The sequence below is a fragment of the Deinococcus aestuarii genome (assembly GCF_018863415.1).
In the GTDB taxonomy this organism is placed as follows: Bacteria; Deinococcota; Deinococci; order Deinococcales; family Deinococcaceae; genus Deinococcus; species Deinococcus aestuarii.
Window position 1 is genome coordinate 20,985 of sequence record NZ_JAHKSN010000027.1, and the last position, 12,700, is coordinate 33,684.

The 12,700-nt window shown below is 69.4% G+C and carries 14 protein-coding genes; 1 reads left to right on the forward strand and 13 read right to left on the reverse strand.

Features of this window, described 5'->3' with window-relative positions; all coding sequences use genetic code 11:
• Positions 1–68 precede the first annotated feature (68 nt).
• The 7 genes from IC605_RS21805 to IC605_RS21835 all read right to left on the reverse strand — a co-directional run bounded on the left by IC605_RS21805 (position 69) and on the right by IC605_RS21835 (position 7,318).
• The gene (locus IC605_RS21805; RefSeq protein ID WP_216328935.1) at positions 69–1,298 is read right to left on the reverse strand and encodes a hypothetical protein; all 1,230 of its coding nucleotides are present in this window, start codon (positions 1,296–1,298) and stop codon (positions 69–71) included.
• A 175-nt stretch (positions 1,299–1,473) separates the two neighbouring features.
• Entirely contained in the window at positions 1,474–3,717 is a 2,244-nt protein-coding gene (locus IC605_RS21810) for an NACHT domain-containing protein (RefSeq protein ID WP_216328937.1), read from the reverse strand.
• Between the two features lie 73 nt (positions 3,718–3,790).
• Positions 3,791–4,444 (reverse strand): LysE/ArgO family amino acid transporter, encoded by a 654-nt coding sequence (locus IC605_RS21815; RefSeq protein ID WP_216328939.1) that lies wholly within the window; start codon positions 4,442–4,444, stop codon positions 3,791–3,793.
• 85 nt (positions 4,445–4,529) lie between these two features.
• On the reverse strand, positions 4,530–4,883 hold the full coding sequence (locus tag IC605_RS21820; RefSeq protein ID WP_216328941.1) for an ArsR/SmtB family transcription factor: 354 nt from the start codon (positions 4,881–4,883) through the stop codon (positions 4,530–4,532).
• Positions 4,884–5,037: 154 nt separating this feature from the next.
• Positions 5,038–5,337, reverse strand: coding sequence for a hypothetical protein (locus tag IC605_RS21825; protein ID WP_216328943.1), 300 nt, complete (start codon positions 5,335–5,337; stop codon positions 5,038–5,040).
• 32 nt (positions 5,338–5,369) lie between these two features.
• Positions 5,370–6,653 carry an Nramp family divalent metal transporter gene (locus IC605_RS21830; protein WP_425514237.1) on the reverse strand — a complete coding sequence of 428 codons (1,284 nt, stop codon included), beginning with the start codon at positions 6,651–6,653 and terminating at the stop codon, positions 5,370–5,372.
• On the reverse strand, positions 6,650–7,318 hold the full coding sequence (locus IC605_RS21835) for a metal-dependent transcriptional regulator (RefSeq protein WP_216328945.1): 669 nt from the start codon (positions 7,316–7,318) through the stop codon (positions 6,650–6,652). The genes IC605_RS21830 and IC605_RS21835 overlap by 4 nt, the downstream gene beginning before the upstream one ends.
• Positions 7,319–7,449: 131 nt before the next feature.
• Here IC605_RS21835 and IC605_RS21840 point away from each other — a divergent pair, with 131 nt between their 5' ends.
• On the forward strand, positions 7,450–8,058 hold the full coding sequence (locus IC605_RS21840) for a methyltransferase family protein (protein ID WP_216328947.1): 609 nt from the start codon (positions 7,450–7,452) through the stop codon (positions 8,056–8,058).
• Between the two features lie 309 nt (positions 8,059–8,367).
• On the opposite strand, the gene IC605_RS21845 is transcribed toward IC605_RS21840, so the two are convergent.
• The 6 genes from IC605_RS21845 to IC605_RS21870 form a co-directional block, all read right to left on the reverse strand.
• Entirely contained in the window at positions 8,368–8,640 is a 273-nt protein-coding gene (locus IC605_RS21845; protein WP_216328949.1) for a hypothetical protein, read from the reverse strand.
• Between the two features lie 280 nt (positions 8,641–8,920).
• Positions 8,921–9,355, reverse strand: coding sequence for a response regulator (locus IC605_RS21850; protein ID WP_246581162.1), 435 nt, complete (start codon positions 9,353–9,355; stop codon positions 8,921–8,923).
• Positions 9,356–9,495: 140 nt separating this feature from the next.
• The gene (locus tag IC605_RS21855; RefSeq protein ID WP_246581163.1) at positions 9,496–10,779 is read right to left on the reverse strand and encodes a multicopper oxidase domain-containing protein; all 1,284 of its coding nucleotides are present in this window, start codon (positions 10,777–10,779) and stop codon (positions 9,496–9,498) included.
• A 61-nt stretch (positions 10,780–10,840) separates the two neighbouring features.
• Positions 10,841–11,632: a DUF4396 domain-containing protein gene (locus IC605_RS21860; RefSeq protein ID WP_216328953.1), complete on the reverse strand. Its 792-nt coding sequence runs from the start codon at positions 11,630–11,632 to the stop codon at positions 10,841–10,843.
• The gene (locus IC605_RS21865) at positions 11,629–12,084 is read right to left on the reverse strand and encodes a hypothetical protein (protein WP_216328954.1); all 456 of its coding nucleotides are present in this window, start codon (positions 12,082–12,084) and stop codon (positions 11,629–11,631) included. The genes IC605_RS21860 and IC605_RS21865 overlap by 4 nt, the downstream gene beginning before the upstream one ends.
• A gap of 292 nt (positions 12,085–12,376) precedes the next feature.
• Positions 12,377–12,688: a hypothetical protein gene (locus tag IC605_RS21870; RefSeq protein WP_216328958.1), complete on the reverse strand. Its 312-nt coding sequence runs from the start codon at positions 12,686–12,688 to the stop codon at positions 12,377–12,379.
• Between the last annotated feature and the right edge of the window lie 12 nt (positions 12,689–12,700).

Consider the following 12,700-nt stretch of genomic DNA (forward strand, 5'->3'; position numbering starts at 1 on the left):
CTTCACCTCTTTTTTACCTCCACAGGAGGTCGGGGGGCTGAGGAAGAGTCTTCGGGGTACCGCCTCCCTCACTCGTCGTGCGGCGGGGGCTGGTCGGGATCGCAGTAGTCGATGGCCGCCCCGGTCTGGAAGTTCCCGACCACGATCTCCCGTTTGTAGGGGTACCCGAGGCGCACCCCTTCCGCCGCCCGCTCGAACGTGAACCGTTGGCCCTTGCGCACCGGCGTGTCCCCGAGCACCAGGGGCCGCCTCGCCTCGTAGATCGCGCAGTACGGCGTGCAGAAGTAAAAGCCCAGGGGCTGCCCCTGCCCGTTCCTCGCCACCACGGCCCCGCCCGTCTCCACGGCGCGGCAGATCTCGTCCCACAGGGCCACGCTGGCCGCCGGGTCCGGATCGAGCGCCCACATCTCGTCGATCACCCGCCCGGCGTTCGGGTCGTTCCGCAGGTGCCGCACGCTGTTCGGGTCCGTCATCGCCCACCGGTCGAAGCCCGGTTCCCCGGGGAGGGACGTGCGGGGGAGGGGAGCCTTGCCCCTGGCCTTGCGGGGGGAGGCGCCGCGCCCCCCCTCGGTCAGCAGGGCCGGGTAGCTGATCAGTTGCCCCACCCTGTACAGCCCCTCGATGGCCCCCTTCGCGTGCTCCTCGACCTGCTCGTGCAGGGCCAGCGACGCGCCCGGCCGGTACATGCCCGAGACGTAGGTCGCTTTCGACAGCGCCCCCTCGAACTGACCGCGCAACCGGGCCAACTTCGGGGCGTCGGCCTCGGGCGTGGCTTTCTCCAGATTGTGCATGGCGGCCTCGGCGTGGACCCGCATGGCGTCCAGGGCCGCGATCATGGCGTCGAGGTGCGGCCTGGGGCAGGGCTCGACGGGCGACCACTGGGGAAGCCTGGCGGGCAACGTCCTGGCGGGCAGCTCGAACTCCGGGTCGTGCCCCGCCTCGCTCGCGTACCCCAGCCAGCGCCCCACCTCGGTGTAGTAGGCGTTCACCTGGTCAAAGGTCACGGGCGGCACGAAGCCCACCGTGCCGGGGTCGGCGGCCTCGTCCGCCTCCAGCATCTTGTCGGCCAGGGTTTGCAGGGCGAAGGCGTTCCAGGCGCAGGCGAGTTCGAGCCCGACGTGACGCTTCACCGCGAAGGGACTGGTGCCGCTGAGGGTGAGGTCGAAGCGGCGGCGCTCGGCGGCGTCGAGCAGCGGGTGGACCTGCGCGCCCGCCTGGCGGTAGGCGTACAGCGTCTCGGCGTCCCGCTCACCTCGGGCGAAGGCCCGGACCCGTGTCCATACTCCTGGTGTTTCCATCGCTGTACGTTACGTCACCCTTCGGGAAGGCGTTCCCTCACATGAGGCGGGGGAAGCGGCCGGGTGCAGGAGGAGCGCGGGCGTGGATTCGTCACACCCTTCGGGGGTGACGCCAGGAACCCAAGCAAACAAGCACGAATAGAACGGCGCACGACCCTCTCCCACGAGACGACCCTTATTCAGGCTGCCAGGCCGCGATGAGTTCGGCAGCCAGGGTGCGGGCCCGGCCCGTGCCCCTCTGGGCCAGCGTTTCGAGGGCCCTGGCGGCCAGCCCACGATCTTTGGCCCACAGGGTCTTGGCCGCGTAAAACCGTACCAGCTCATCCTGATGCCCGATCCACGCTTCCGCATTCTGCTGAGCGCGCTGTGCTCCTGGCCGGGTTTGAAACTTGATGGCGTAGGCACAGTTGGTGGCCGCGATGGCCTGCTTGTGGGGGAGAGGCACAGACCGAAACGCCTCCACGAACAGACCGGGCAGGCCGCCGGTGTAGTGGTACAGCGCCGCGTCCTCCAGGGCCTGGGCCGAACAGGCTTCCTGCGCCAGACAAGCCCGAACGCCGTCGAGGAGCATGGTCTCGATCTCCCGCTGGGGGAGCTGTCCGAGCAGGTTCTCTGCCAGCGGCCCGGGCACCCACCGGAACTCGTCGAACACCAGCCGCTTGCGTGGCAAGGTCAGCAGTTCCAGCGCCATCAGGCAGGCCTGCTGGAAGGTCCGTGGCGCGTTCCACAGCCATCGGCGGACGAGTTGCCGACTCGGCTGGTCGCCCTGAAGCAAGACCGCCGTCAGGTAGAGGGCCAGGAAGTAATCCTGAAACAACTGATGCAGCCATTCCACCGTGTCCCATCGCCGGGTGGTGACCGCCCCCGTCCGGTGCCGCTCGTAATTCAGGTAGTTCTCGGACAGGAGGTCGGACCAGACCCCGTCGGCCGTGACCTCCCCGGCGATCACGCCTTCTCCGCGCAACGTCCGCACCACCTCCTCGACCGTGCCCCGCGCCACGGGCACGGCCAGGCTCATGGTCGCCCCGTCGCGGAGCCCGGCGCCGGCCAGGGTCGCCAGGATGCGCTCCTTGCGATAGGCGTCCACGCCCGGTGCACGGCAGCCCGCCTTCGGGGCACCCATCCGGCGGACGAGGCCCTGCACCAGCGGGGCGGTACCGGCCGGGAGTGCACCCGTGACCTCGAACTGTTTGATCATCAGGCGCAGGTGGAAGGGAATCTGCGCCAGGTGCAGGATTGAACTCGTGTCCTCCCAGGCGCGCTCGTCGTGCAGCCGGAGCTGGTGGTTGAACTCGGCCGCCCGCTCCGGGGGGAGGGAACGCCCCACGTAGTCCCCCACCTGGGTGGCCGTGAGCCGCTGGGCCTCGTACGTTCGCGGGAGGGCGCCCCGCCCGTTGTCCAGCAGAGCCTCGTCGTAGTCCGAGGTGCGGCACGTCACCACATGGCGTGCCCCCGGGTAGCGGTCCAGGAACGTCCGGAGGTCGCGCCCCGCGTCGGCACGCACCCGGGGATCGGCGGGCAGTTCGTTGAGACCGTCGAGCAGGACCAGGGCCTCCCCGCGCGCCAACAGCCCCCGAACGGCGGCCGGATGCCCCTGCACGGGGGCGAAAGCCTGCACCGCCAGGTCCTCGACGGGTGTTCCGGGGGCCCAGTTGCGGAGAGGAACCAGGATGGGCACGGGCGGTCGGTGGCCCTCCTCCCACCCCAGGGCGCAGTCCAGGGCCAGCTTCCAGAGGGTCGTCGTCTTGCCCGCGCCCGATTCACCCAACAGCACCGTGAGGGGCGCCTCCTGCGGCAGCCGGGTCACGGGCAGGGGCTCTCCCGTCCCGAGGGGCCGCTTCTCCGCGACGAGCAGGTCGAACTCGAAGTGGTCGGCGAACAGCGGGGTGTACCGCTCCCGCCACTCGTGGTGCCGCTCCCTCACCGAGGCGACATACCCCTGGAGGTCAAGAGGAACGTACGGGGACTCGCCCGGCTCGGGAAGGAAGAAGATCTCGGGGTACATCCGTTTGAGATCGGCGTGCTTGTCCACCAGGGTCGAGAGCCACTCCAGGTCGCAGACCCGCAGCCGCCAGCCGTAGGTGTCCCGAACGCGGGCCTTGACCCGGTCCTGATCCGCGGCGCTGATCTCCTGGGTGGTAACGTACACGACCACTTGGCAGGGGTGGTCGTGCCGCCGAATCTTTTCGAGGTCCTCGAAGAGTTTCCGTTCCCAGTCCTGACGAACGCTGTACGAGAACACGGTGTGCTCGTTCTTCTGCGCGCAGTAGTGCACGGCGTCGCGCCCTTTGTCGTTGGTGCCTCCCAGGGGCTCGAACTCGGTGTAGCCGTACTTCACCATCAGGGCGTTGCAAAGACGTTCGAACGCCCGGTAGTCGGTCAGTTGGTCGAGTTGCAGTCTGGTCTGCTTGGAGCCCATGTCACCTGCCGAAGTCCTGATCACAGGATAGCCGTGGGCCACCGCTCCCGGAGTTCATCCCGGAACGTCGGCGTCATCCGTGGTGTTCCCCCACCCCGCCGTGCAGGGCCCGCCACACCAGGGACAGGGCGAACGTCCACATCAAGGCCCCCACCAGGACGTCGAGCACACGCCACGCCCCAGGCGAGCGGAACAGCGGCGCGAGGCGGGCCCCGCCCAGGGCCAGCAGCGCGTACCAGGCACAGGACGCCGTGATGGCGCCGAGGGCGAAGAGCGTCCGGCCCCCCGCCGGGAAGGGCGCGGCGACGGCCCCGAACAGCACCACGCTGTCCAGGTACGGGTGCGGGTTGAGCAGGGTCAGGCCCAGGGCGGTGGCCGCGACCTGCCGGGCCGGACCGGCGTCCTGTGGCCTGGCCCGGGCGTCGATGACCCTGGGGTGCCGGGCGGCCCGGAAGGCCTTCCCGCCGTGCCAGAAGAGGAACGCGGCCCCGCCCCAGGCGGCCAGGGGCGCCAGCGCGGGGAGCCCGGTGAGCAGCGCCCCGATGCCGGTCGCGCCGAGGAGGATGAACAGCGCGTCCGACAAGGCGCCCGCCGTCCCCGCGACGAGCGGATGGTGGCGGTGCAGGGCCTGGCGCAGCACGAAGGCGTTCAGGGCACTCACGCCCATCAGGTGCGCCGCACTCACCCCAAAGCCCTGCACCAGGGCGGCCGGGAGGAGTTCAGCCATACCCCGGCCCAGTCGGCTCTTGAGAAGGGCGGATCATCCCGCCAAGCATATCAGTCAGGGCTGATACGTGCGGGGAACTGGAAGATCAGGAGGAAGGGGACTCCCCCCGGGAGTTGCAGCACGCGGCCACGCCAGTCGCCACCTCGGCCAGCAGGTCGTCGATCAGGGCCAGCATCTGTCCCACCCGCGCGTCGCTCAACCGGTAGCGCTGGAAGCGCCCCACGCGCTCGGCCTGGACCAGGCCGCAGTCCCGCAGACAGGCCAGGTGGTTGCTGACGTTGGGCTGGGTCAGGCCGGTGAGGGCCACCAGTTCGGACACGCTGCGGGGCTCCTCGCGCAGGGCCTCCAGCAGGCTCAGCCGCGAGCGGTCGGAAAAACCCCGGAACAGCTTGGCCTTTGCTTCCAGCAGGCCCGGCGCGGGGGGCGTCAGCACGGACATGGGACGAGCATAGCGGCCTCCCGCGCCACGAACAGGAGGCCGCGGGTGGATTCGCCCCTGAGCAGGGGAGACCCGGCCCGGGCCGTGCCGCGATCAACCCCGGGCCACCGCGACGAACCCAAGTGCGGCACACCCGGCGCCTCCCGGCCGGCGGTCAGGGCTGCCGGGGCCAGCCGCGCAACGCGCGGTAGCGCGCCCTCGGCTCGGCGGTGAGCGGGTGGATGCCGTGCCGGGCGCACCAGGACAGGTGGAAAACGGTCCCCAGGGCGAAGGGGCCGAAGGTCCACACCAGCGACCACGGGCGGCCGACCGTGCGCGCCGTCAGCCCCACCCCCGCGAAGTAGACGGCCCACTTCGCCAGGCGCCGGGACGGGCGGGTGCCCTCCTCGAAGTGGTGGAAGAGGGCGAACCCGGCGCTCGCCAGAACGGGGGCGGCCACGAATTCCAGCAGCATAGGGAACCTCCGGCGCGGGACAGGGCCCCGCGCTACCCCAGGAAGGTCTGCGCGAGCAGGTACACGTTCAGGCTGATGATCAGCGCCGCGATCAGCCAGCCGGTCACCGTGACCAGCCGGGTGTTGACGAGCGGTCCCATGATGTCCCGCCGGGCGGTGAACAGCAGCAGCGGGACCAGCGCGAAGGGGATGCCGAAGGAGAGCACCACCTGCGAGAGGACGAGCGTGTCGGTGGGGTTGAGCCCCGCCAGGATCACCGCGAAGGCGGGCAGCATGGTGATCAATCGCCGCACGAGCAGCGGAATCCGGAAGCCCACGAAGCCCTGCATCACCACCTGCCCGGCCATCGTGCCCACCGCCGAACTGGACAACCCCGAGGAGAGCAGCGCGAGCGCGAACGCCACCGCCGCCGCCCCACCCAGCAGGGGCGTCAGGGTCCGGTACGCCACCGTCAGGTCCGCCACCTCCGCCTGGCCGCTGAAGTGGAAGGCCGCCGCCGCCGAGGCCAGCATGCTCATGTTGATCAAGGCCGCGATGGTCATGGCGAGCAGGACGTCGAGCTGGTTGTACCGCACCAGTCTCCGTTTCTGCTCCTCCGTTCCGGCCGGGATGCGGTTCTGGGTCAGCGCCGAGTGCAGGTAGATCACGTGCGGCATCACCGTCGCCCCGATGATCCCCACCGCCAGGTACAGGCTCTCCGGGCCCTCGAAGCGGGGCACGAACCCGCCCAGCGCCTCCAGTCCCGGGCGGCTGAGAATCACCTGCACCACGTACGCCAGCGCGATCACGCCGACGAACGCGGTGATGGCGATCTCGATGGGCCGGAAGCCCCGGTTCTGCAAGGCCAGGATCGTGAAGGTGATGACGCCCGTGATCACCGCGCCCCACAGCAGCGGCAGATTGAACAGCAGGGCGAAGGCCAGCGACGCGCCCAGGAACTCCGCGAGGTCGGTCGCCATCGCCACGAGTTCCGCCTGTACCCAGTAGAACCACACCACCGGCCGGGGCCAGCGTTCTCGGACGTGCTCGGGCAGGTTCTTCCCGGTGACGATGCCGAGCTTGGACGAGAGGGTCTGGATCAGCATCGCCATCAGGCTGGCACTCAGCACCACCCACAGCAGGAGGTAGCCGAACTGCGCGCCGCCCTGGATGTTGGTGGCGAAGTTGCCGGGGTCCATGTACGCGACCGACGCGACGAAGGCCGGGCCCAGGAAGGGTAGGACCCGGCCGATCCCCCGGCGATTTGAGGTCCGCTCGAGGATGGCGACCGCCCGGGCGTTCATCCGCTCGTCCAGGCTGGGGGACACGCGGCTCACGCCGTCACCCCCTCGGAAACCCGAACGCGTTCAGCGACGAGGAGGGCCAGGGTCAGCGGGACTCCGCCCACCTCCAGGGTCAGGGTGCCCAGCGCCGGGTCGTGAGCCAGGACCTTCACCTCCACGCCAGGCGTCAGCCCCGCCTCCATCAGGCCGCGCAGCACCGCCGGGTCCTCCGGAACCCGGGTGACCTGGGCCCGCTCTCCCTCCCGGAGACTCCCCAGCGGGCGTTCGCCCTGGGCGGGCAGTTCCCCGTTCAGCCCGGGGATGGGATCGCCGTGCGGGTCGAAGGCCGGGTCGCCCAGCCAGGCGGCGATGCGGGCCTCGAAGGCCTCGCTGATCACGTGCTCCAGGCGCTCGGCCTCGTCGTGCACCTCGTCGAGGGGGTAGCCCAGCGCGCGGTGCAGGTACAGCTCCAGCAGGCGGTGGTGGCGCAGCACCTCCAGCGCGACCTTCTCCCCGGCGGGCGTGAGCCTCGCGCCCCGGTAGGCCGCGTGATCGACCAGGCCGAGGTCGGTGAGTTTGCGCAGCATGCCGGTGGTGCTGGCCGGGGTGACGTTCAGGGCGTCGGCCAGCGCCTGGGTGCCCACGGTCCCTCCCTGGCCCAGCAGGTAGAGCTGCTTGAGATAATCCTCCGCCGCGTGCGAGAGAGTTCGGTCCGTCATAGGTCATTATTTAGGCTCGCCTAAAAAGAAGTCAAGGAGAGAAGGAAGTGGGAGACCCCCGACCCGAGGTCAGCCACAGCCTTCCCTAATGTCTGAATGTATGTTCAGATATAGGTGTGAGGTGATCGACGATGACACGAGACCCGGTGGAAGCCCTGGCCCTGCTGGTCTACACGCTGGCATACCTGCTGATCGCCTTTGTGTGGCGCTCGCTGCTGGTGTGGCGGCGCACGGGGGTGAATCCCTACGTGCTGCGGGCGGACGACTCCGCGCACGGGTACGTCGGGCGCGCGATGCGGGTCCTGCTGCTCACGGTGCTGGCCCTGGTGCTGGGACTGAACCTGGTGCCCGGGCTGGAGACCTGGCTCGGCCCGGTCCCCGCCCTGCTGGACCCACGTCTGGCGTTCCTGGGGTGGGTGTTGCTGCTGGCCTCCCTGGGCTGGATCGCCGCCGCGCAGGCGGGGATGGGGGTCTCCTGGCGGATCGGGGTGGACGAGGGCGCCCGAACCGCACTGGTGCAGCAGGGGCTATTCGCCTATTCCCGTAACCCGATCTTCCTGGGGATGCGGGTGAACCTGCTGGGGCTCTTCCTGGTGGTGCCGAACGCGGTGACGCTGGCGGTGCTGGTGGCCGGGGAGGTGGTGATGGGCGTGCAGGTGCGGCTGGAGGAGGCGTACCTGTCCCGGGTGCATGGCAACGCCTACGAGGGGTACCGCCGCCGCGTGCGCCGCTGGCTCTGACCTGAGGAGGATCGCCTGGAAGGCCCAGGTGGGTCTGGAAGGAAGGCCGTCACGACAAGAAGGGCCCCGGAGTGTAGGTCTGGGTTTCGGCTTACGGCTCCGCTCCTCATAACGCCCGATCTTCCGCTGAGGTTGTTGCTTTCCAGCGGACCTCCCCTGTGAGACCGTACCGAGGAGGACGGAGGTTTGCCCAAGGAACGATCTTCTGCCCGCCCACCCGGACGTCCCTGGGAGCAGGCTGCCTGCCCGGGCAGCGCTGCTCTCCACCCCGCGCCTGCCATCCACAGGATTTCCGGCGCGCGTGGCCTTTCAGAAGGGGATGAGCAGGAACAACACCCGCCCGAGCGGGTCGAGAGGTGGATTTGCGCTGCGCGTCGCCGCCCGGGCCGCCAGCTCACGAAAGTCATCCTCGGAGGGCAGACGGGTGGCCGTGACGGTCAGGGTGTGGTCGTGAGGGCCTTGATCTTCCCGCCGTTCCACCTGCACCTCGCCGGGCCAGTAGTGGCGGCCAGCCTCCAGCGTGAAGCGGGCCTGGAAGACCCCCTCGGGTGCGACGATGGTGAAGACGAAGGGGGAGCGCACCGCTGAACTCATTGTGCGCCTTCCGGAACGAGGCCAGAATAGATCGGATTGCGCCTGCCGCTCGGACTGGGGCTGCCGCACGCTTGCATCCGACCCCACACCCTCAGGGTCTACCGCGTTGGGTCATGCCCTGGCTGGACGACGAGGGAGAACGCTTGGTGGCCATCCTGCGCTGAAGGCGCAACAGCGTTCCCTGTTGGTCCACACCCAAAGTCCTGTCGCCTGACGAGCTCGACCGTGATGGCCTCCCTTGCTGGCACCCGCGCCAACCACTCTCCCCTCAGGTGCGGTGCTCGGCCGTGAGCCAGCGCTGGCCCAGGCTGTTAAAGAGGTCGATCAGTTCTCCGAACCCGCCCGGCTTGAGCACATACTCGTCGGCCCCGGCGGCGGCACAGGCAGCCCGGTCTTGTGGCTCGTCTGACGTGGTGAAAATCACCACCGGCACGTGCCGCCACGCCGGATTCGCCCTCACCGCCGTCAGCACCTCCTGCCCACCGACGCCTGGCAGGTTCAGGTCCAGCAGGATCAGGTTCGGGCAGGGACCCGGCTGCCGCAACAGGTCCAGCGCCTCGGTCCCATCCCGGGCCACGCTGACCTCACACCCCACCTGACTCAAGGCCAGGGCGGCGCGCGCCAACTCGACGTCGTTCGGCTGGTCCTCGACGATCAGCAGGTGCCCGGGCATATCCACCTCTTCCTCGAACAGGCTTCCCATCCCGCCCCCCCAGCCCGTGGCGCGGAGGTGCCATTGACTGACCGACCTTGACCGCCGGGGATCGCCCGGCCACACGCTCGCTTCGCTGACCTTCTTCGGGAAGGCACAGTCGCTCTCATCCTCCCGCTCCGACCGCCGTCTCAGGAGACCTGGATGCGCATGGTGAGCCCCCCGCCCCCCTGCTCCTCGACGTTGTCGTTGGTGGTGTGGTGCGGGATGTGGCAGTGGATCAGCCAAGTGCCCTTCTCCCGCGCCTGCCAGATCACGTCATAGCGCTGCCCGGGGCCGACGTTCACCGTGTCTGCGAGGTAGCGCGCGCTTTCCTTCAAGGTCTCCCCGTCGCGCGCCACGACCTCGAAGGGGCCGCCGTGCACATGCATGGGGTGCACGAAGTTGTTGTTGCTGCCGACAAAGCGCAGCCTCACCGTCTGGCCGACCTTCATGGGGATGGTGTCCGTTTCCGGGTACGCCTTGCCGTTGATGGTGAAGAAGTTGGGCAGCGCGCCCTCCATGATCATCGCCGGGAAGGTGTAGCCCTCGCGCTGGAGCCACTCCTGGAGTTGCACCGTGGAGTCGAGGTCCGCCTTCGGCTCGCCCGCCGCGCTTCTCTGCTTCACGAGCAGCGCCCCGTACAGGCCCAGGCCCTGCTGCCGGTCGGGGTTCTTGTGCGAGTGGTAGAAGTACGTCCCCGCCTGCCGCACGGTGAACTCGTACGTGAAGGTCTCGCCGGGCGCGATGGGCTGCTGGGTCACGTCCGCCGGGCCGTCCATGCTGTTCGGCACGATCAGGCCGTGCCAGTGGATCGTCGTGCTCTCCGGCAGGCTGTTCTTCACGTTGATCCGCACCCGGTCCCCCTGGGTGAGCTGGAGGCGCGGTCCCGGCACCTGGCGGTTCACGGCGTAGGCCGCCACCTGCACGTTCGGCAGGATGTTCCAGCGGATCAGCGAGGTCTCGAAGTTGAACACCTTCACCCCGCCCACCACCTGCGGCGTGAGGGTCCGGTCTCCCCGGGCGTTCGCGGGGGCCGTGAACCGGACCTGGGTAAGGTCCACCGCGGCCATGTCCCGCATCGCCTCCATGTTCATCGTCTTCGTCATGATCATGCCGGGCGGCATCACCAGGTCACCCATCCGGGTGGGCGTCTGGAGGGGCGTGGCGGGCAACTCGCCCACGGGGGTGGGCGTCTGGGCGGCCGGGCCCGTGTTCGCGTTGCCCCCGCCCATGTTCATCCCAGGCATGCCCGGCATTCCGGAGGTGTTCCCGCTCATGTCCATCCCGGGCATGTTCTGGCCCGGCATGTTCATCTCGCGGGCGCTCATGCTCAGGTCGCCGAAGGCGGCCGCCAGACCGACGCCTGCCGCCAGGGCGAGCACGCTCAGGATGGTCACGGCCGCAATCTGGGGACGCGACACCTTGGGCGTCATGTCCATACCGCCGTGGTCCGGGGACGGAGTGGACTTCCGAGGATCTGGCTGGTCGTTCATGTCACATGCCTTTCATGGAATGGTGGGCGGTGGAGGCGTTGGGCGCGGGCACCTCACCGGTGGTGCGCTCAATCAGGCGCTCCTCGGCGGCGAGGTCGTGTCCGCCCCGACCCAGGGCCCGCACCGTGCCCATGCCGTGCTTGAGGCCGCTCGCCACCAGCCAGACGTTGACCGGGTAGGCCACGGCGAAGCCCACCAGGGTCGCCAGGGACATCACCCCCCAGAAGCGCAGCGAGGTGGGTTCCATCGCCGTCATGTCGCGGCTCATCAGGATCACCATCACCGGCACCATGCCCGCCATCACCGCGTTCATCGAGACCCACTCCGGCAGGAACGAGCGCCGCATCGCCCGCAGGTACGAGCCGCCCAGCATGTCCCGCATAAAGAGCGCCTGGAAGATCAGCAGCCCAAACAGGAAGCCGAACACGTACTCGCTGATCACGTCCAGCCACATCGGCAGGCCCAGGGTCATCGTGATCGCGGCGGCCACGATGATGCCGGTCGCGTCCCCCGCTAGGCAGTGGATGCTCGAGCCTACACTCTGCTTCCACAGGGGCTGGACGAAGGTCTCGTGGGTGCCAGGAGCCGGTTCCTGGCACGACAGGATGTAGAGCGCCGCGCCCACCGGGCCGGTGTAGAAGGTGACGAGCAGCCAGCCCCACTTCATGACCTTCATCTCCGGGTTGCGGGTGAAGGCGTCCCAGGCAACATAGGCCGCCGACAGCGCGGTCAGGCCAAACCACACCGCGAGGATGACGTCGATGGTCGCCCAACCGGTCGCGGCGGGAGTCATGCCCGCCCCCGGAACTTGGACGTGGAGAAGACGCGGGCCCGTGGAACGCACCGGCCCTTCACCCCCTCCATCCGGTGCTCGAAGGTGTCGCCCGCGATCATCCAGGGGTTCCTGCCGCCAGACTGCCTGCGGAGAGGGGCGCCCCCGAAGCGGGCGAGCGCCCGCGCGGGGCGGCAGGACGTCCCGCGCGCGGCATGGCTGCCCGGCGGCAGGATGGGATCGCCGGGGGTCCGGTGTCCGGGCACGAAGTGTCGGGGGCCTGGCGTCTCGCCCTCATCCCGGATGGGGGAGTGGGTCAGGGCGAACTCCTGGCGGGCGGGCCGGGCCTGGAGCGTCCGGGCCGCCCGCCGCCAGTGGGCACCAGCGGGGACGCGGCGTGTCGCGGCACCGGGATGGGTCACGGCCGCACTCTGGGTGGTCGCGGGCGCGGGGATGGGTCGTCGGCAGTTCATCTCCACCTCCTGGCGCAAGGCTAGGCGCGAGGTGTTAAGTTCGTGTAACCCGGCCGGGGTTGCCTGGAAGTTCGCTCCCACACTCCCGGCGTTCCCCAGGGTCAACCCTTCGACCCGCGCGGCTCCTGGTCATCGAGCAGGGGAGTCCACCAGCCGGGGCAGGCCATTCTCCACGCTTCACCAGCCGGGGTGTCCACCCCGGCTGACCGGGTGGGCCAGGGCGCTGGTCCATGAGGTTTGGAGCCACACGCCGACTTGAACGGACCGGCCCCGACGATCGGGGGGAGACTGGTCACGGTCCTGGGTCGTCGGGACCGTTCCCGCCCGGCTCTGGGGAGGAAGAGGACGCCTCCAACAGCTCGAAGGTCACGTCCTGGCTCCCGTCAGGAAGGCGGTCGAGGGCGAGCATCACGATGGGGAGGATCACCCCGCCCACCGTCGCGCTAGGCTCGGAGATGCCCTCGAAGTCGGCCAGCCGCAGACCCACGGACGTGCCGACCGGCAGGCGCAGGTCATCGCTGCGGGTGACCTGCCCCACGATCTGGGCGGGGGGAACGCGAACGGTCACGGAATAGGTTTCTAATTTTCGGATATTCGGAAGCACGGATGCTAGGAT

Excerpts from the sequence above, each read along its gene's own strand:
- IC605_RS21860 (WP_216328953.1), bottom strand. The coding sequence starts at position 11,632 with ATGACTCCCGCCGCGACCGGTTGGGCGACCATCGACGTCATCCTCGCG.
- IC605_RS21810 (WP_216328937.1), bottom strand. The coding sequence starts at position 3,717 with ATGGGCTCCAAGCAGACCAGACTGCAACTCGACCAACTGACCGACTAC.
- IC605_RS21825 (WP_216328943.1), bottom strand. The coding sequence starts at position 5,337 with ATGCTGCTGGAATTCGTGGCCGCCCCCGTTCTGGCGAGCGCCGGGTTC.
- IC605_RS21855 (WP_246581163.1), bottom strand. The coding sequence starts at position 10,779 with ATGACGCCCAAGGTGTCGCGTCCCCAGATTGCGGCCGTGACCATCCTG.
- IC605_RS21840 (WP_216328947.1), top strand. The coding sequence starts at position 7,450 with ATGACACGAGACCCGGTGGAAGCCCTGGCCCTGCTGGTCTACACGCTG.
- IC605_RS21865 (WP_216328954.1), bottom strand. The coding sequence starts at position 12,084 with ATGAACTGCCGACGACCCATCCCCGCGCCCGCGACCACCCAGAGTGCG.
- IC605_RS21835 (WP_216328945.1), bottom strand. The coding sequence starts at position 7,318 with ATGACGGACCGAACTCTCTCGCACGCGGCGGAGGATTATCTCAAGCAG.
- IC605_RS21850 (WP_246581162.1), bottom strand. The coding sequence starts at position 9,355 with ATGGGAAGCCTGTTCGAGGAAGAGGTGGATATGCCCGGGCACCTGCTG.
- IC605_RS21820 (WP_216328941.1), bottom strand. The coding sequence starts at position 4,883 with ATGTCCGTGCTGACGCCCCCCGCGCCGGGCCTGCTGGAAGCAAAGGCC.
- IC605_RS21805 (WP_216328935.1), bottom strand. The coding sequence starts at position 1,298 with ATGGAAACACCAGGAGTATGGACACGGGTCCGGGCCTTCGCCCGAGGT.
- IC605_RS21815 (WP_216328939.1), bottom strand. The coding sequence starts at position 4,444 with ATGGCTGAACTCCTCCCGGCCGCCCTGGTGCAGGGCTTTGGGGTGAGT.